The organism is Candidatus Binatia bacterium (assembly GCA_036504975.1).
Classification (GTDB): Bacteria; Desulfobacterota; Binatia; order UBA9968; family UBA9968; genus JAJPJQ01.
Genome location: DASXUF010000019.1, coordinates 15,953 through 34,178 on the forward strand (window position 1 = coordinate 15,953; position 18,226 = coordinate 34,178).

The window sequence follows — 18,226 nt, forward strand, 5'->3', positions numbered from 1 at the left end:
TGAAAACTCAGAACTTTCTATTGGAGAATCTCCCTAAAAACTTGTTGCGCATTCTCATCATGCCAAAGCTCATAGCAGGGCCTCCTTGGGCCTGTCAAATACCGTTCAGCGGACACTGGTCCGACACTAAAATCCGTGCCCGCTACCGAAGTTAAAAACGAATTTGACCGTAAGGCAGAAAGCTGGTAGACGCCGGACTATGAGGAAACTATTTAACCCCAGTAGCTCGATGTTCTTCACCGCACTTTTAAGTTCATTACTCGCCATCAGCTCGCCTGCCCAAACCCAAGAGCAAAGCAAGGATTGGGAAAAAAAATGGCAGGCGACGATCCAGGCAGCCAAAAATGAGGGGAAGCTTGTTTACCACTCCGGGAATTCCTCCGAACCTTATTTCCAGGAATTTCAGAAAAAGTTTCCCGAGATAAAGCTCACTCAAATCTTGACGCGCGGGGGAGCAGCGGCCGAGCAACGTTTAATGGCCGAACGACGGGCCGGGGTTTACGTCGCGGACATTGTGCATCTGGGAGCGGGGTCGGGTTCCGCGTTGGCCGGCGCAGGGGCACTCGATCCTCTCGAACCCTATATGATTCTCCCCGAAGTTTTGGATCAGTCGAAATGGTTTGAAGGGAGACACTATTTCGCCGACAAGGACGGAAAGTACGTTTTCAAGTATGCCTCGAACCCCGGCGCCGACATTTCATACAATACCAAACTCGTAAATCCAGATAACATAAAATCTTATTGGGATATTCTCGACGCAAGATGGAAAGGAAAGATTGTGACTTACGATCCGGGCGCCCGCGGCTCGCGCCTATTCAGCTACTTCTATTATAATCCGGAGCTGGGACCTCGTTACTTGAGGCGGCTCTTTGGTGAAATGGAGCTTACTGCCAGCCGCGACCGTCGCCAGATGACCGATTGGTTGGCTCAGGGAAAATTCGCCATAGCGCTTCGGACCGCCCCGGATGCGTCGACTTTGGATGACGCAAGGGCCCAAGGACTACCTGTGAATTGGTTTACTCCCGGACACTTTAAAGAGGCAGTGGCTATAAGCGGCGGGCCGGCTCACGTTGCAGTGGTCAACAGGGCCCCTCATCCCAATGCAGCGAGACTCTTTATTAACTGGTTTCTGTCCCGCGAGGGCCAGCTGATGGTACAAAACATCGCTGCTAAACATGGAGACGGCGTTGACTCGCTTAGAATGGATATCCCCAAGGACATGATTCATCGAGGTTATCGCCGAGAGGAGAAAACCAAGTTTTTCGACATGGATGCACCCGCACATGCCAACGATGATCCGGTTGCAAAGCTTATCAATGAGGCGTGGAGGAGATAGGCTGGCTTGCTCATGAGACCCGCTCTCAAGTTATTTTGTAGAAGCGGTGAGTAAGTGTGAAAAACCAAGGAGGCGCGAAATGAGCGAACGCCGGATAACTCGTACCGAAACCCCGATGGAAACAGATTACGACCAAGCGGTTCGTGCCAAAGAAATCCGCAACAAGCGGATGGCAGAAGGGAAAGTAATCGTCAAGGGTAACGACTTGCCGTGGGAGCTTAACCGTCAGGGACGGATCAAGTACTTTCTAACAGATCGATCAGAAGATGTCGCGGCTCCCGGCTGGCTTGTCTTCCAACAGGAGATTCATAAGCACTCGGGCATGCACCGGCATCAAGGCGGAACTTTTATCTTCATCTTGGGCGGCAAGGGATATAGCGTGGTAAACGGCGTGCGCCACGATTGGGAGGCCGGCGATCTAGCCATTTTGCCCATGGTGCCCGGAGGCGTTGCCCATCAACACTTCAATCTCGAGCCCGGTGTTCCCGCCCTTTGGATGAGGGTGGGTTATACCCCGCACAAGAGACTCGTTCTTGCCAACTGGATCGAGCAGCTCGAGGTCAACCCGGACTGGGCGGAGAAAAACGGATTACAGGATCGCCAAGTGGCTCCGATGGTAAACCATGCGCGTACGACAAACAACGATGACTCTCCACGCGGGAACACTCTCTTCGACGCCCTGTTGCGGCTCCGCGACGAGCAACGAGAGCAGATGAAGCACGCTCGGATGGTCGTTCAGGGGAAATCGTTACCTTTGGAGATCAATCCGATGGGTTTGTTCCGCTGGTACGTCCATCCGCACATGAAGGATGTCGGATGTCTCGCCCAGATGATTTACGTGCACGAGATTCCGGGTGGGAGTCGTTCCGGCAAACAGCTTCATCAAGGCGGGCGCTTTCATTATGTCCTCGAGGGAAAAGGCAGCACCGTCATAGACGGGGTGCGCCATGATTGGGAAGAGAACGAAATTATCCTGCTCCCTCTCAGTTCCCATGGCGTCGTCCATCAGCATTATAATTCAGACCCAAGTAAACCCGCCAGGTTGCTCGTGTCCGAACCCAACTTGGTCCACGTTTGGGGAGTGGACCTGGGTTCGGGGTTAGAGATGCTAGAGCCGGCCCCGGAATACCAAGGGTAGAGGTTAGATTGTCGTCGCGATCATCACGCCGTTGAGCTCCGCGTTAGCAACAGGAGGATACCAAGGTGCGAACATTCAATTGGGTTCGCTTGGCGGCTGTCCTCTGCTGTGCCGTCGTGTTTCTGGCCGCGGGTCTCGCAGGCCTCTCCCAGGCTCAGGAAAAAGACTGGGACAAAGCGCTTGCTGATCTCGTTGCCGCTGCGAGGAAAGAAGGCAAAGTCGTCGTCAAAGCGCCGCCAAACCCCGACGCGCGGGTCGAGATTCCGGCAAAATTTCGCGAGCGCTTCGGTATCACGGTGGAATATCTCGCGGGCCGCAGCAGCGAGCAGGCCGAGAAGCTCCGATTAGAGCGCGCCGCCGGCTTCTACACGACGGACGTCTTGCTGGGCGGAATCCAGACCCTTTCGACGGTGCTTTACCGGGAAGGCATGCTGGATCGTCTGAAACCGATGCTCATTTGGCCGGAAGCGATCGATCCCTCGAAATGGAAGAACGGAACGTTGCCCTTTGCCGATCCGGATGGGAGTTATGTGCTCCGCTTGTTCAGTTACGTCGACCCGCTGATTTACATCAATACTCAGCACGTAAAACGCGAAGAATTGACATCGACGCGAGATTTACTCCACCCCAAATGGAAAGGGAAAATCGCGGTCCTCGATCCGACGGTTGCGGGAAGCGGCGGAAACACCGCGGCGCAGTTTTATCTTCAGTTCGGCGAAGGATTCGTCAAGCAATTTTATCTTCAGCAACAGCCTGCGGTAAGCCGCGACAGCCGCCAGATCGCCGACTGGCTCGCGCGTGGAACTCATCCGATAACTCCAGACGCGAGCAGCGCGGTCGAACGAATGCTCAGCGACGGTTTCCCAATTGGAGCGATTTATAGTTTGAGCGATGCGGCGGGCTCCTTGTCGGCAGGCAACGGCCACTTGGCGGTTTTTAGCCGAGCCCCGCATCCCAACGCCGCGCGCCTTTTTGTCAATTGGATGGCCTCCAGAGAAGGAGTCGGTCTCTACGCTCGCGCCCTTATGGCTCCCTCGACCCGAACCGACGTCGATGAGTCTTTCCTGGACCCGCGGAAAATCCCCCGTCCCGGAGTGAGGTACTTCGACGGCGCCGTCTGGGATTACAACGTCCAACAAAGAGAACAGGCGCAGCTCCGCGTTAAGGAACTTTTACGGAGATAGTTCTTCGAAGCAACGACAGGATATCATCGCAATGATCGTATGGGTCCGGCTTTTTAGCGGCCCCTCGACATATTCGAAAGCGTCCGCAGACATAAAATGGGTATCGCAATCGATGACATGACTTGAGCCCGCCGAACTTTTTACCACGCGCGCGAGGAAAACAATCGCACGGCGCGCCGCATGTCGGCCTTCAATCGCCGCCCGTCGGCAAGCCCCAGACCAAGTTGACACGAAAGTATCGTTATCGGATACTCTCCGCGGGCAGACGAGGCAGCTTCTCTACTACCGTGGAGATCGGCCCGGAATTCATCAAGAAGGTTTCTTCCGCCGGATGGAAACACGGCGACTCACGCGTCATTGAGCGGCCTTACCGGGAAGGATCGCGGAATTCTTAAAGAGCAAATTTTTAAAAGGAAGAGCGATTCTATGAGACGCATAGCGCCTCTGTTTTCCATGGCCATTATCGGCTTCGTTGTCCTCTTGGCTCCCTTGGCCCATGGGGCGGAGGCGAAGGCGCCCTGGCAGGAGGAATGGGAAAAGACCGTTCAGGCCGCCAAAAAGGACGGTCAGCTCGCGATCTACGGCGTCAACGGTTATGACGAGGTCTTCAAGGCGTTTGCCAGGACGTTCCCCGAGATCAAAGTATCTTTCCTCGGCGGGCTGGGCTCGCAGCTCGGGCCGAGGATCATGAACGAGCGCAGGGCGGAAAAGTATCTCGTCGATATCTATCTCGCGGGCATCGTCACGCCGTACACGGTCTTTCACCGCGGCAAGGCGCTCGATCCGATCCGGCCGGTGCTCGCGCTGCCGGAGGTCTTGGACGAGTCGAAGTGGTGGAGCGGCCGGCACCACTACGCGGATCCCGAGGGACAATACATCTTTGTCTTCCAGGGAAACGTCCATGGCGGGGAGACCGCCTACAACACCCAGCTCTTCGATCCCAGGGAGATCAGATCTTATTGGGACTTCTTGAATCCCAAATGGCGCGGTAAGATCGTCGCGAGAGACCCCAAGGCGGTGAGCACCGTGGCCCATAGCCTGCGATTTTTCTATAATCATCCGGAAATCGGTCCGGATTTCATCCGGCGCTTCTTCGGCGATATGGACCTGGCTCTCTCCCGCGACGAACGCCAGATGACTGACTGGCTGGGCGCGGGAAAATTCCCTCTCGCCTTCTTCATCGCCGGCGTGGAAGAGGGGGAAAAGCAGGGGTTGCCGGTCAAGATGTTCGAACCCGGTCGTTTTAAAGAGGGCGCGAGCGTGGGACCGACCCAAGGTTCGGTCTCTCTCATCAATCGGGCGCCGCACCCCAACGCGGCGAAGGTGGCGATCAATTGGCTGCTATCGCGCGATGGGCAGACCGCCTATCAGAACGGCTTCGCCCAGACCGACGATGTCATCGAGTCGATGAGGGAAGATATTCCCAAGGACATCATTCCCGCGCCGCATCGGCGGGTCAAAGGCGCCAAATATGTTTATTCCGGCAGGCCGGAGTGGATCGATATGGCGCCGGTGCAGAAGCTCGTGAACGAAGCGCTGGGTCAGACGCAGAAGTAAACCGGAGGGCTTTATGCTGAGCAAGCCGAAATCGGAGACGGCGGACGTGGGATATCGGGACCTGAGAGGTTACGTCGGGCTGCTGGAGGCGGCGGGACTTCTCAGGCGGATCAAAACTCCGGTCGAGCCCAAGCATGAGCTCGGAGGGATTGCGGCAAGATCGCTGGATCGCGGCGGGCCCGCGCTCATTTTCGAGAACATCCGCGGGCACGAGGGGATGCCCTTGATTACCAATATCCTTTCCACCACGGCGCAGCTCGCGATCGCTTTCGGCGCCGAGCCGGACGAGGATCGGATCTACGAAAAAATCGTCCACGGCATGGAAAACCGAACGCCTTCGGTCGCGATCAAGTCCGCCGCCCCGTGCAAGGAGGAAATCCATCGCGGCGACAAAGCCGATCTCTACAAGTTTCCCACGCCGTTTTGGCATGAGCTCGACGGCGGCCAATACATCGGCACGACGGCGGGATTCATCACCATGGATCCGGACACGGGCGCTCACAATATGGGATCCTACCGCGTCATGATCAAGGATCGAAACACGCTCGCGGCCAACGTGCGCGGCGCTCATCCCATCGGCAAGGGGCCGCGCCCGAACGATCACGGCGGCACCGCGCACATCCTGCAGAACGAGGCGCGCGGCCGGCCGACGCCGATGGCGCTGGCGCTCAGCATGGATCCGCTCCTCACCTTGGCCTCAGGAACCAGCGTCCCGCTGGACAGCCACGGGTACGCGGAGTACGAGGCTGCGGGCGGCTGGCGCGGCAGCCCCACCGAGCTGGTCCAATGCGAGACGAGCGAATTGCTGGTGCCGGCGCGCGCGGAGATCATCGTCGAGGGAGAGGTGGTCGCCAACGCGAGAACGCCCGAGGGCCCGCACGGGGAATCGACCGGTTTCTACGGCGAAAACAAAGAATCGTTTCTGATCCGAGTGAAATGCATCACCCAAAGAAAGCATCCGCTGAGCTACGGCTTGATCTGCAGGGTATTCGAGGACTATCCGCGGACCTTGCTGAGGTCGGGATCGTTCCAAACCCTTCTGATCCAGAAAACCGGAATGACGAATATCACCAAGGCGTATCTCCCGGAGGTTGGAAGACTGGGCATGGTGATCATCGCCGCCAGGATACGTGACGCCGAAGAGCCCAAGCGGATCATGAAAGCGGCCTGGGAGAACGGCGGGGCGCGATGGGTGATCGTGGTCGACGACGACTGCGATGTCAGAAACTGGAACGACGTCATGTGGAGGGTGTGCGCGGCGGCCGTTCCGGAGAAGAATGTGATCGAAGGGCCGCGGGTTGCCGGCTCGCGCCGGCGCGACGAGATCGAATTCGAGCCGCCGCCGTCGGGCCTGGGCATCGACGCCACCATGCGTTTCAAGGACAGAGGCTTTCCGCCGGTCAACCAGGTCAGCCGCGAGCTCATGGCGCGGGTGGCGAAGCGCTGGAAGGAATACGGCCTCAGTTAGAGAGGAGCGATCATGTTGACGCAGGAGGAAAACGAGCTTTTGACGAGAGTCGGACCGGGAACGCCTTGCGGCCAGCTTCTAAGGCGCTACTGGCATCCCGTCGGATTCGTCTCGGAGTTGACCGAGGCCAAGCCGAAAAAAAGGCTGCGTATTTTGGGCGAAGATCTGGTCTTGTTCCGCCTCCCGAGAACTCAAGGCCAAATCCGATACGGTCTCCTGGCCGAGCACTGTTCCCACCGGGCCGCTTCCCTGTACTACGGGAACGTGGAGGAGAACGGGCTCCGCTGCGCCTATCATGGATGGAAGTACGACGCGAGCGGCCGGTGTTTGGAGCAGCCCTTCGAGTCCAAAGAAACCACCACGAAAGACGAGATCCGGCACCCCGCCTATCCGGTGGAGGAGCTTGCGGGCCTGTTGTTCGCCTACATGGGGCCGCCGGAGAAAAAAACTTTGCTGCCGCGCTGGGACGTGCTCGTGCGCGAGGACGGAACGAGGGAGATCCAGATCCATCCGGTGCTCAACTGCAACTGGCTCCAGGCGCAGGAAAATACGCCGGACCTGGTGCACGGATTTTATCTTCACGCGTATCAGTTCAAAGCGCGCCGGATGAGCGAGGGGAGATATCGCGACCGGCAGATCGAGAGCATCGAATTCGACGAGTTCGAGTGGGGCATGAAGCAGAGGCGCATCTATGCCGACCGGGGTCCCGGCGCCGTGACCGCCTATCCGATGATCTTTCCGAACATCATGCGGCTCAACGAGGCGTCGCGCGAGGTCATGCACTGGCGCGTGCCCCTGGACGATTACAACAGCCGGATTTTCTGGGCCGGCTTTACGCCTTCGCGCGGCGGAAAAAAGGTCGCGCAGCCCGAGCACCCGCCGGTGACCTACATCACGTATAAAGAAGACGGCGAATTCCTCATGACCACGTTTCCGAGCCAGGACGCGATGGCGTGGGAGACTCAGGGGCCGATCTTCGACCGGACGAAGGAAAATCTGGGCGCGTCGGATATCGGCGTCGTGAAATACCGCAAGCTGCTCAAGGAGCAGATCAGGATCGTCCAGCAGGGCGGCGACCCGATCGCCTTTGTGCGCGATCCGGAAAAAAATCGCATCGTCGAATTCACGACCTTGCAGGGAACTCCCGACGAAGGGATGCGCTGGGTCGAGCTTTTGGAAAAAAGGGTGATCTGAGATGCCGAATCTCAGGATGGGGATAGCCGGCCTGGGCATGGCCTCGCGCCAGATCCTGCCTTACTTCGAAAAAATTCCTTACATCCAGGCTGCCGCGGCGGCGGATATCCGAAAAGAGAGCTTGAAGGCTTTTCAGGAGAAGTATGCCGGCAAGGTATTCGAGAGCGTCAAAGAGATGTGCGAGAGCCCGGACATCGACGCCGTCTGGATCGCGACTCCTAATCTGCACCATGCGGACCATGCCATCATGGCTGCCGAGAACGGCAAGCACATCATCTGTGAAAAACCGCTGGCCGTGACTCTGGAAGAGTGCGACCGGATGATCGAGGCGGCGGAGCGGAACAAGGTCAAGCTCCTGCAAGGCCATTCGAAGATCTACGAGCCGGCGATAAAGAAAATGCGCGAGATCGTCGCCGGCGGCGAGCTGGGGCGGCTGCTGCAAATCAACACCTTCAATTATCGCAACTGGATTCTCCGCCCGAGAGTCGACGTTGAAGTCGATACCGCTCGCGGCGGCGGCATCGTCTATAACCAGGGGCCGCACCAGACCGACGTGGTCCGCTGCATCGGGGGCGGCGTGGTCAAGAGCGTGCGCGCCAACGCGGGCAGATGGGATTCCCACTTCGATTGCGAGATCGGCTACACGGCGTTTCTGGAGCTTGCCGACGGAACGCCGGCGACGATGACGATCAACGGCTACGGCTACTTCGATATCACCGAGCTGACCTGGGACATCGGCGAAGGCGGGACGAAAGTTACGCGGTCACCCTCAAAGCTCGCGCGCCACAAAGGCCCGGTCGATCCGGCAACGAAATATTCGGGTCCGGTGCATTGGGGCGCGAGCGATTCCTCCGACGGCGAGAGATACCAGCCCTTCTACGGCCTCACGATCGTGAGCTGCGAGAAGGGAGATATCCGCCAATCTCCGGATGGGCTCTATGTCTACACGATCGAGGGAGTGAGAGAGGTGCCCTGCCCTCCCAGTCGCGGGCGTGGGGCGGAGCTGATCGAACTACACGAAGCGATCACCCAGGACAGGCCTGTTTTCCCCGATGGAAAATGGGGCAAGGCGAGTCTCGAGGTGGTTCTCGCCATCCTCAAGTCTTCCAGAGAGAAGAAAGAAATCACGCTTTCGCACCAAGTCTCTTATCCTTCTCGACTCGAAGAGTCTTGACGTCGTATAGAGTTCTTTATACGATTCTCTAAAGTCAATTCAGGAGGTGAACCATGTTGACCTGTCTTTCCCACGGCGGGAGAAGCGTTTACCGTTCCAACGTTCCATCCAACGATCTTCTGGTTGCGACCACCGACGGTGTCGCTTGCATAAGCCGCCCGGAGGCGAAGGCTGCCTGGCGGGTGAGCCGTCGGACGCTTGAGGGGAAACACATCAGTTGCCTCCTGATCGAGCCGCGCCGGGGAATTCTATTTGCCGGGAGTCACGGCGCCGGAATCTACGCCAGCGAAGACCAGGGCCAAACCTGGACGCGCAAAGATCGCGGCGTCGAGTTTCCCGATGTCTATTCAATGAACTTTGTCGAGAGCGGCGGGGAGCTTCGGCTCTACGCCGGAACCGAGCCGGCGCATCTGTTTATCAGCAGGGATATGGGCGAAAACTGGCAGGAGATCCCTTCGGTCAGATCGGTGCCGAGCGTGGAGAAATGGACCTTCCCGGGGCCGCCGCACATTGCGCATGTGAAAAACATCACCTTCGACCCGCGGTCGGCGGAAACGATCTACTTGAGCATCGAAGTGGGCGGCGCGCTCAAGAGCCTCGACGGGGGCAAGACCTGGCGCGAGCTGAGCGGCTTCTACGAGGATGTCCATCGCATCGTCATCCCGTCCCAACGGCCGGAAAAACTTTACATCACGGGCGGCGACGGGATCTATCACAGCCGGGACGGCGGCGAGAGCTGGGAGCATCTCACCGACCGCTCTCATCGCATCGCCTATCCGGACGCGCTCATCCCGCATCCCGACAATGAGCTGCTGATGTTCACCTCCGGGGCGATCAGCAGCCCGGGCACGTGGCGCAAAACCCAAACGGCCGACTCGCGCGTCGCCCGGAGCCGCGACGGCGGCAGGAGCTGGCAGGTTCTCGAACGGGGACTGCCGGAACACATCCGCGGGAACATCGAGGCGATGAGCATGAACGTTTGGCCCGAGGGGTTTAGCCTCTTCGCCGGTACGACCGACGGCCGGATATTTTTCAGCGACGACGAGGGCGAGAGCTGGTCCACGATCGCGCAGGGACTGCCGCCCGTTTCGAAAGCCGGCCACTACAGAAATCTGCCGAAAGCCGACGCGGCCGAATCCGCCGCCGCGGGGTAAGGTGCGTTAGACGATAACTCAACGAGTCGGGTCACCAGGGCATTACCTCACGGCTTGGCGCCGAGCGCCTCGCGAAACACCTTGCGGACTGGTTCCATATCCATCATGTCGGGACTGTCCAGCTCCACGTAATTACCCCCGTCAATCCTCCGCTCTCCGGGAGGTATGTAGTCTTTAGGGATGTCGATGCGAAGAGAATCCCGAGCGCTGTCCGCTTTCGCTTGCTCTTGCTGAAAGGCTATCTGCCCCTCGCGCGAGAGGAACCAATTGATGAAAACTTTGGCTGCATGCGGGTGCGGTGCTTTGTTGACCAATCCTATATAACCTACTTGACCCGAAATCCCGGCGCCTTCTTTCAATAATTTGTTCCAGTCGTCCACCGGGAGCCCCTGGCGTTTCGCGGTTTCGACTCCCGGGCAAAAAAAGCAGATGGCAAACTTTCCGCTGCCGAGCCAATCGATCGCCTGACGCGAATCCCGGAACAGAGTGACGTCCATCTCGCCGAAAAGCCGCCGGATGAACGGCGAGCCGAGCTCCGGATTGTAATAAAAGAACCTCATGGGGCTGCTGCCGCCGCCGGCCTCGGCGATGTCCCTCGCGGCGATTTTTCCCTTCCACTTGGGCTGGAGAAAATCCCAGTAGGATTTGAACTCCTTCGGGGCCATCTGCGTGGTGTTGTAGCCGATCGTACCGTAGTTGGGCGAGCCGGCGAACGCGATCACAGACTGTCGTTCAGCGTCGAGGTATTTCAACTTGCCGTGCCACCATTTGGACTCGTCGGTGACTTCCGGCAGGATCAAAGCGGCTTTGATCGGATCGAGCGCCTTGGCTTTAAACATATTGGGGTGAAAGTTGGAGGCGCCGTCGATGAAGACATCCGCGATGAACTTGTCGCCGCGCCGCTCCGATAAAATTCTCTGCTGGAGCTGGCCCCCCTGGCCGCTGACAACGACAAGCTTGATCTGGGGAAACTTTTTTTGAAACGCGCCTCCATCCAGCACGTAAGGCGGTCCCCAATAATAAACGTTCAGCTGTCCCTCTTTCAGAGCGGCGTCGACGGTCTTGGACCACTCCGCCTGCCACGCGGCTTCGGCGGACAAAACGATTTTCGCCGGCTGAATTAAGAGAAACAAAGAAGTGAAGAAAAGGACGCTCTTGCGAAACGCCCGACGCCCTTTTTTTCTTGCTGCCTTCATGTTTTTCTCCTGCGCTTTCGGCGCCCGCGGGCGCCGGCGATCGATTGGATTGTCAGCCGTTGCTAATTTTTCCCTCGAAGATCCGAGCGAGGAGCTGTTGCGCCAGCGCGAGGCCGGGAACGGGAAGCCCCAGCTCGTGAGCCATCTCGACGGCGGGACATACGCCCTTGAAAAAAAGCTCTACCATGTGGGGATCCTTGCCGGTCTTATCGCTGAACTTGAGCCAGTTGTCGGCCATGCGGCTCTGTCCCGCGCTCACGCGCACGAGCTCTTGAAAAACCTCCGGATCGATCCCCGCTTTTTGCGCCAGCGACATGCCCTCGTAGGCCGAGAGGATATTGACGACGACCATCGTCTGCTGGGCGAGCTTGGCCGTGGCCCCGGTTCCGACCGCGCCCATATGAAAGATGTGTTTTCCCGACGCCTCGAGCACGGGGCGGCATTTTTCGAAGAGGGGGCTTTCCCCTCCCACCATAAAACAGAGCGTCTTGTCTTTGGCGCCGGCGGAGCCGCCGCTCATCTGCGCATCGACGAGGCCGATGCCCTTCGCCTTGAGGATATCGGCCAGCTTGCGCACCGTTCGAGGATGAATCGTGCTGTGGACGGCGATGACCGTGCCGGGTTTGGCGCTGCTCATGAGCCCGCCGTCTCCCAACGTCACCTCCTCCACTTGTTCGTCGTCCACGACCGCCAATCCGATTACCTCCCCATGCTTCCCCACATCGGCCGCGGAGCCGGCCGTCTTCGCGCCGGTCGCCGCAAGCTCTTTCATCGGCTGCTCGCGCCGGTCGTACACCATGAGGTCGAAGCCCGCCTGAGCGATATTCGTCGCCAGCGGCTTTCCCATGTTGCCAAGTCCGATAAAACCAACCTTAGTCATTAGCGGCTCCTTGAGGTGTTGCAAGCCGAACCCGACGGACGCGGTCTTCAGCGTTCGGTCTCTACCAACGGCTTCTCCGGGCTCTTCCATTGCTTGAGGCCGCGCCCCTCGGCCAGCGCGCGGAGCTCTCTCTGCCAGATTTTTCTCAAGAGAATCGGCCCCACGTCGATACGGCCCAGCCGTTCATCGGATCTGTCGGCGATGGTCCCCTGGCCGACCTGGACGACGTAGTCTTCGATCCAGAAAAAATAGTACGGGCTCGCGTCCTTATCGACGTCCTTGAGCCGCATCTTTCCTTTTAAGATCGCCGCGGCGGTTTCGTTGGGCGAGGCCGCCATCGAAGACCTTAGATCGACGCGCCGCGCTTCGAAATCCCTGGCGGCGTCTCCCGTCAGGGGCAGCCAACTCACGACGTAGCTCACGCAATGCTCGTCATCGATGGGCACGCGCCAGAACAGCCGGTGGGCGCGGAGGTTCGCCGCGTTTTGCGCGCCGGTCTCGACGCGGCCGCTGGGCGGCGCCTGATTGATGTTGGGCATGTGGAAGTGAAAGTAATCCGTCGGCCCCTCCGTCCTCACGACGGCCGTCCTGATGCCGTACTCCGTCTCCTCGGCCGCAAGGGTCGGCACCGTGAAATACTTCGGGCTGCCGGCGCGGCGCTGGAGCGATTCTCGATGGGTAAAAGTCACGTGGCCCACGTCGCAGGCGTTGTCGATGCGGTTAAAGTAATTGCACGGCCACACCTCGGGCGGGCCGACCGATATCAGACCGGGCTTTTCGAACTCGGGGAATCGCCTGAGCGGCGGCGGCTCGCCCTCGCCCAAATAAACAAAGATGAGCCCCAGATGCTCCCGGGCGGGATAACTTTTTATCCCGACTTTGGCAGTGAAGGACTCCTCTTCCCCCGGCTGCTCGATGCACCGCCCGCAGCCGTCGTACTTCCAACCATGATAACGACAGCGGATGTCGTCGCCCTCCACCCAACCGGTGGAAAGCTGCGCGCCGCGATGGGCGCAGCGAAAAGCTACCACGTAGGGCGTTCCGCTCTCTCCCCGATAGAGCGTGAAGTTCTCGCTCATGAGCCTCACCGGCAGCGCCTGTCCGGGCTTGAGATCGCCGCCGACGCAAACCGGCTGCCAGAACTTTCTCAAGTAGCGGCCGGCGATGGTCCCCGGCCCCGTGTGAACGAAGTCCATCTCTTCCTGGCTCATAAATTATCCTCGTTACTTTTTGCCGGCCCTGGTCAAAGCGTCCGAAAACAATTGGACCACGGGCTTGATATCGATCCGCTCCGGGGTGTCCATATCCATATATGTGATTCCGTCCTGGCGACGATCTTCGAGTAAAACACGCTCTTTCGGAATATCCACGCGCAGGGAGTCCGGAGCGCTTCCCAAAACTTTGGCGGCGGCTTTCTGCAGCGTAAGCTGCCCTTCTCTCGAAAGGAACCAGTTGATGAAGACTTTGGCCGTGTTGGCCCGATTCACCAGCGTTATGCTCCCCGCCTGCTGATAGAGCCCGGCGCCTTCTTTCATGATCTCTTTGAAAGTGTCCACCGGGAGCCCCTGGCGTTGGGCGACGTCGATGTCGTTGCAGAAAAAACACAAGGCGAACTTGCCGCCGGCGAGCCAGTCAACCGCAAAGCGGTTATCGCGAACGCTCTCCGCTCGCTGAGAATGCGCTGGAGCAGTTGTCCGCCCGCGCCCGAAACGGCGGTTACTTTGATCCCGGGATAAGCCGCCTGGAACACTCCCTCATCCAGAACCGCCGTGCTCCCCCACAGGTAAACGTTCACTTGTCCTTCTTGTTTAGCCTGCTGAACGGTATGGTTCCACTCCGCCTGCGACGAGGACTGCGTTTCCGCCGCGTGAGCCGGAGCGGAGGACAACTGAAATAGTAAGATCAGCGCCGGCAAAAAAAATGTCGGCAGCCACCTTCTATGCGGACTTTGAGACAAGTTACGCGCAGAAACACGATTCATCCATTGTTCTCCACTATTCGAGACTTCCAGGCGCGGCCTAGAGACGCGTGGTTTGTGTCTACCTCTTGGGCTGTCCGGATTCAAGCAATGATCCGCGCGTGGATGCGAAGGCGGCTCATCGGCTTGACATTGGCAGCCCGCAACAATATTAACTCGGGTTAAAGCCAACGCAACGATGGAGGTCACCATGGACGAAATAGTTTATAAACCTGCGAAGACTGCATATCAGATGTGGATGGAGCAGGAAGGCATTCCAATCTACGAGGGACTCGCGGTCGAGGACGTAACCGAGCTGCCGCGCAAACCGTGGGCGCGCTTGGGTGGCGCCGGTACTTACATCCAGCTAAAAGGCAGTGGCGGAGTAACCGGCATGTACGTCGTTGAGATCCCTTCCGGCGGCACGCTCAGCCCTGAAAGACACGTCTATGACAAGCTCTTGTACGTCTTGAAGGGACGCGGCAGCACCGAGGTCTGGTATGAAGGGATGCGCAAGCAGGCTTTCGAGTGGTCCGAAGGGAGTCTTTTCGCTCCGCCGCTCAACACCTGGCACCGCCTTTACAACGGCTCGCGCGAGCCGGCCTATCTGCTCGCCGTGACGACGGCGCCGATCATCATGGATTTCTTCCGCGACCCGGATTTTGTTTTTAACAACAATCATGCCTTTAAATCGCGCTACCAGGGCGAGGAATCCTACTTCAACATGAGCAACAAGCGTTACAAGGCAAACCGCACCAGCATGTGGGACACGAATTTTATCGCCGATTGCAGATCCGCCCCCCTGGATACGGCGTCATACAAGGTTGCCGAAGGTGGGATCACCTGCTTCGAGATGGCGGATAATAGCCTGATCGGACATCTCTCTGAGTGGCCGGCGGGGATCTACCACAAGGCCCACTATCACGCGGCAGGAGCTATTCTTCTGGTCGTCCGCTCCAAGGGTTACATCTATATGTGGCCAAAGGAATTGGGCGTGCGTCCTTTCCAGAATGGAAAAGGGAACCAGGTCGTGAAATGCGACTGGAAGCCGGGCAGCATTTACAGCCCGCCGGACGGCTGGTTCCACACCCACCTCAACACCGGCGCCGAGCCGGCGCGCCACATTGCGCTCCGTCTTGGGAGCCGCAAGAACCCCACCACCCTTCATGATGCGAGCACACGGGACAAACGGGAAGGTCCGACGACGAGCCTGCGTGAGGGCGGGACTTTAATCGAATACGAGGATGAAGATCCGGAAATTCGCAGGGCTTTCGAAGACGCTTGCAAAAAGAACGGCGTCCAGAGCCGCATGCCGCCGGTGACTTACCGCACCGATCCGATAATTATGTAATCTTTGACCGAAAGTCCGGGAGGCGCGCCGTGAGGCGGCCTCCCGGCTTTTTTCCTGATTCTACGTATCGTCGGCCCGACGGGGCAGATTTAGTTGCCGAAGACCTCTTGCAGCAATGGCGCCAAGTTTTCTTTGACCCCCATTGCCTCCTTCGTGTAAGTCTTGATCGCGCCGGGGAGCGGTACCCTCCATGGCTCGGTATGATCGGTTGGCACGTCCAATCGAGCGCTTATGTAACCGTTGGCGCGAGCAAAGATCGTCTGGCCCTCTTTGGATAACAGCCAATTAATATAGACCTTGGCCGCATTGGGATTCGGCGCTTTGTTAAACAATGCGAGGTTGCCATTGGTTGGGCTCAGGTCGGTTCCCTCTTTTAGTTGCCTGGCGTCCACGATCCCAATCGGCACTCCCTGCCTCGCTCTGGCGATCGCGACAAAGTCCGCGGCACCGATAAGCACCGGATAGCGGCCTTGACCGACCGCATCCACCTCCTGCGCATAGTCCCTGGAGATGGTCAGCTGCTGTTTGCCCAGGGCGCGAATGAAATCCGAGCCCAGGTCCTGATGAAGATAAAAGAAGGTGAAAGTCGCGGCCCCGGGGCCTGCCCTCCGGGGGTCGTCCACCATCATCTTTCCTTTCCACTTCGGATCGAGCAGGTCCTTGTGGGACTTAAACTCTTTCGCATTGACGATCTTCGTGTTGTAGAAAATGGTGCCCCTGTGGAACGGAGTCATCACCATCACCGTTTTGTTTGGATCGAGAAACTCGATCGCCCCGCCGCGCCACGCTCTGGGATCTTTTACGTCCGGCAGCATCAGCGCCGGCTCCAGGGGGTCGAACGCTCCCATGGGGATCATCGCTTCAAGCGCCGTCGTCGAGCCGTGGATGTAAATATCCCAGAGAAACCGTCCCGCCTTCCGCTCAGCAGCGACCCGGGGCGGGACCTCACGCCCGGCGCTTCCGAAAAGCTCGACGGAGAGACCGTACTTTTTCTGAAACTCATGCGTGAGGGCATCGCGCATGGTAGCGGTTACGTCGCTAATGACCGTTACCTTGCCTTCTTTTTTCGCCGCTTCGAGGGTGCTGTCCCAGTCCGCGCCGGCGCCCATCGAGGCGAAGGCAAGCAGGGCCGTAGCCATTAGAAGAATCTCTATCTTTGCAACGATACGGCTTTTCATAGCGAGCGCTCCCGTCCTTATCTTGTCCAGCGAAGATTTCAAGCGTGCCCATATATAAAAGCCTTCGATGGACTGTGTCAATAAGCGCCGCCGTGCTTTACCAGCAACGGCTTGACGGTTTTCTCCTGCTTCGCTAGGTTGAGGAGAATGTTCAGTTACTACGGAAGGAAGGTCAGCTATGGCAACGCGCAACCGGGAGCGTATTCGCGAGCGGAATAACTACGAGGAAATCATTGCTCACCAACTCGCTGAGCGCGAGCGCTCCTTCAGCGGCAAGGTCGTGATCCGCGGGGAAGAATGCCCTTGGGTCATGAGCCGCCAGGCTTTGGTAAAGCATTACATGTGGCCCTCCCGCTATAGCGGGATTGCGCCGGAAACCGTCTTGGACGACTGGAACATCTTCGTCCAGGATATCAAGGTGCACTCCGGGAAGCATCGCCACCAGGGCGGCCTGGTGATCTACATCATCGAGGGAGAGGGATGGTCCGAAGTGGACGGCGAGCGTCATGACTGGGAGGCGGGCGATCTGCTACTGCTGCCTCTGAAGCCCGGGGGCGTCGAGCACAAGCACTACAATCGCTACGACGACAGGCCCGCCAAATGGATTGCGTTCATCAGCGGAGCGCTCTTTGAATGGGGCGCCAGTGAAATGGTGCAGGTCGAGAACCATCCGGACTTTAAATCCAAGACCGACGGACGGAGCGCCCGATGAATAAGATTCGACCAACCAACGAGAATCTTGGCGTTCCCTACTCCGAAAGATCCGATAACCTGCTCGAATGGCTGTACCAACTGCGCGATCGACAGCGCGAGCACCAAGGCAAAGGCGCCTGGCTCATCAAGGGCCGCGATCTTCCCTGGGAAAACAATCGCCAGGGAAAAATGAAGTGGTTCCTGCACCCCGCTCTCGAGGGCACGGCGATTCGATCGATGCTCGTGTTCGAGCAGGAAATTGCTCCGGGCGGCCGAAGCGGAGCACAAAAAACGCCGGGTGGCTCCGTTTTGTACATATTAGAAGGCAGGGGCTACACTCTGCTCGACGGCGTGCGCCACGACTGGCAAGCGGAAGATCTCGTCAACATACCGATACGCAGCAACGGCGTCGTCGTCCAGCATGTGAACCTGGATCTGCGTCATCCGGTCCGGTTCATATCGGCGGACTTAAACCTGGTCGACATTTTGGGCGTCGACAGGGGCGCCGAGCTTGACCAGGTTGAGCCGGCTCCGGATTGGGACGAAAGCACAAAGTGACCGGCCGTTCGCTCAACCGCCACAGCGGAGCCGCAACCAAAAGAGAGGTAATAAGCGAAAGACTCAACTCACCGTCGAGTAGGGAGGAGGCGCACCACATGAACCCATACAGGAACAGGCGTGTTTCCTCCTCCCTCTCTAAAATTCCGTACGGCGGGTTTTCCCCAGTACGGCTTCAAACTGGAATTCAACCACGACCTTCATCCAC

The 18,226-nt window shown here is 58.4% G+C and carries 16 protein-coding genes; 11 read left to right on the forward strand and 5 right to left on the reverse strand.

Features of this window, described 5'->3' with window-relative positions; genetic code table 11:
* The first annotated feature begins 229 nt into the window (after positions 1 to 229).
* The 8 genes from VGL70_02830 (at position 230) to VGL70_02865 (ending at position 10,205) form a co-directional block, all read left to right on the forward strand.
* Complete coding sequence (locus VGL70_02830; GenBank protein HEY3302452.1) at positions 230 to 1,336, forward strand: extracellular solute-binding protein; 1,107 nt, start codon at positions 230 to 232, stop codon at positions 1,334 to 1,336.
* Positions 1,337 to 1,415: 79 nt separating this feature from the next.
* Positions 1,416 to 2,474 (forward strand): cupin domain-containing protein, encoded by a 1,059-nt coding sequence (locus VGL70_02835; GenBank protein ID HEY3302453.1) that lies wholly within the window; start codon positions 1,416 to 1,418, stop codon positions 2,472 to 2,474.
* A 65-nt stretch (positions 2,475 to 2,539) separates the two neighbouring features.
* A complete protein-coding gene (locus VGL70_02840; protein HEY3302454.1) occupies positions 2,540 to 3,658 on the forward strand; it encodes an extracellular solute-binding protein in 1,119 nt (372 codons plus the stop codon).
* A 426-nt stretch (positions 3,659 to 4,084) separates the two neighbouring features.
* On the forward strand, positions 4,085 to 5,215 hold the full coding sequence (locus VGL70_02845; protein HEY3302455.1) for an ABC transporter substrate-binding protein: 1,131 nt from the start codon (positions 4,085 to 4,087) through the stop codon (positions 5,213 to 5,215).
* A 13-nt stretch (positions 5,216 to 5,228) separates the two neighbouring features.
* Positions 5,229 to 6,683, forward strand: coding sequence for a UbiD family decarboxylase (locus tag VGL70_02850; GenBank protein HEY3302456.1), 1,455 nt, complete (start codon positions 5,229 to 5,231; stop codon positions 6,681 to 6,683).
* A gap of 12 nt (positions 6,684 to 6,695) precedes the next feature.
* A complete protein-coding gene (locus VGL70_02855) occupies positions 6,696 to 7,877 on the forward strand; it encodes an aromatic ring-hydroxylating dioxygenase subunit alpha (protein ID HEY3302457.1) in 1,182 nt (393 codons plus the stop codon).
* A gap of 1 nt (position 7,878) precedes the next feature.
* Positions 7,879 to 9,051 carry a Gfo/Idh/MocA family oxidoreductase gene (locus tag VGL70_02860; GenBank protein ID HEY3302458.1) on the forward strand — a complete coding sequence of 391 codons (1,173 nt, stop codon included), beginning with the start codon at positions 7,879 to 7,881 and terminating at the stop codon, positions 9,049 to 9,051.
* A 53-nt stretch (positions 9,052 to 9,104) separates the two neighbouring features.
* Positions 9,105 to 10,205 (forward strand): glycosyl hydrolase, encoded by a 1,101-nt coding sequence (locus tag VGL70_02865; protein ID HEY3302459.1) that lies wholly within the window; start codon positions 9,105 to 9,107, stop codon positions 10,203 to 10,205.
* 47 nt (positions 10,206 to 10,252) lie between these two features.
* On the opposite strand, the gene VGL70_02870 is transcribed toward VGL70_02865, so the two are convergent.
* Genes VGL70_02870 through VGL70_02885 form a run of 4 tightly spaced genes read right to left on the reverse strand, consistent with a single transcriptional unit; the run spans position 10,253 to position 13,888 of the window.
* On the reverse strand, positions 10,253 to 11,401 hold the full coding sequence (locus tag VGL70_02870) for an extracellular solute-binding protein (protein HEY3302460.1): 1,149 nt from the start codon (positions 11,399 to 11,401) through the stop codon (positions 10,253 to 10,255).
* 52 nt (positions 11,402 to 11,453) lie between these two features.
* Entirely contained in the window at positions 11,454 to 12,281 is an 828-nt protein-coding gene (locus VGL70_02875) for an NAD(P)-dependent oxidoreductase (GenBank protein HEY3302461.1), read from the reverse strand.
* Between the two features lie 47 nt (positions 12,282 to 12,328).
* The gene (locus tag VGL70_02880) at positions 12,329 to 13,492 is read right to left on the reverse strand and encodes an aromatic ring-hydroxylating dioxygenase subunit alpha (protein HEY3302462.1); all 1,164 of its coding nucleotides are present in this window, start codon (positions 13,490 to 13,492) and stop codon (positions 12,329 to 12,331) included.
* 12 nt (positions 13,493 to 13,504) lie between these two features.
* Positions 13,505 to 13,888 (reverse strand): hypothetical protein, encoded by a 384-nt coding sequence (locus VGL70_02885; GenBank protein ID HEY3302463.1) that lies wholly within the window; start codon positions 13,886 to 13,888, stop codon positions 13,505 to 13,507.
* Positions 13,889 to 14,449: 561 nt separating this feature from the next.
* Here VGL70_02885 and VGL70_02890 point away from each other — a divergent pair.
* Positions 14,450 to 15,589 (forward strand): cupin domain-containing protein, encoded by a 1,140-nt coding sequence (locus VGL70_02890; protein HEY3302464.1) that lies wholly within the window; start codon positions 14,450 to 14,452, stop codon positions 15,587 to 15,589.
* Between the two features lie 89 nt (positions 15,590 to 15,678).
* On the opposite strand, the gene VGL70_02895 is transcribed toward VGL70_02890, so the two are convergent.
* Positions 15,679 to 16,767, reverse strand: coding sequence for an extracellular solute-binding protein (locus VGL70_02895; GenBank protein ID HEY3302465.1), 1,089 nt, complete (start codon positions 16,765 to 16,767; stop codon positions 15,679 to 15,681).
* 178 nt (positions 16,768 to 16,945) lie between these two features.
* Here VGL70_02895 and VGL70_02900 point away from each other — a divergent pair, with 178 nt between their 5' ends.
* Together VGL70_02900 and VGL70_02905 are read left to right on the forward strand one after the other, a co-directional pair.
* A complete protein-coding gene (locus tag VGL70_02900; protein HEY3302466.1) occupies positions 16,946 to 17,479 on the forward strand; it encodes a cupin domain-containing protein in 534 nt (177 codons plus the stop codon).
* A complete protein-coding gene (locus tag VGL70_02905) occupies positions 17,476 to 18,018 on the forward strand; it encodes a hypothetical protein (GenBank protein ID HEY3302467.1) in 543 nt (180 codons plus the stop codon). The genes VGL70_02900 and VGL70_02905 overlap by 4 nt, the downstream gene beginning before the upstream one ends.
* Positions 18,019 to 18,226 lie beyond the last annotated feature (208 nt).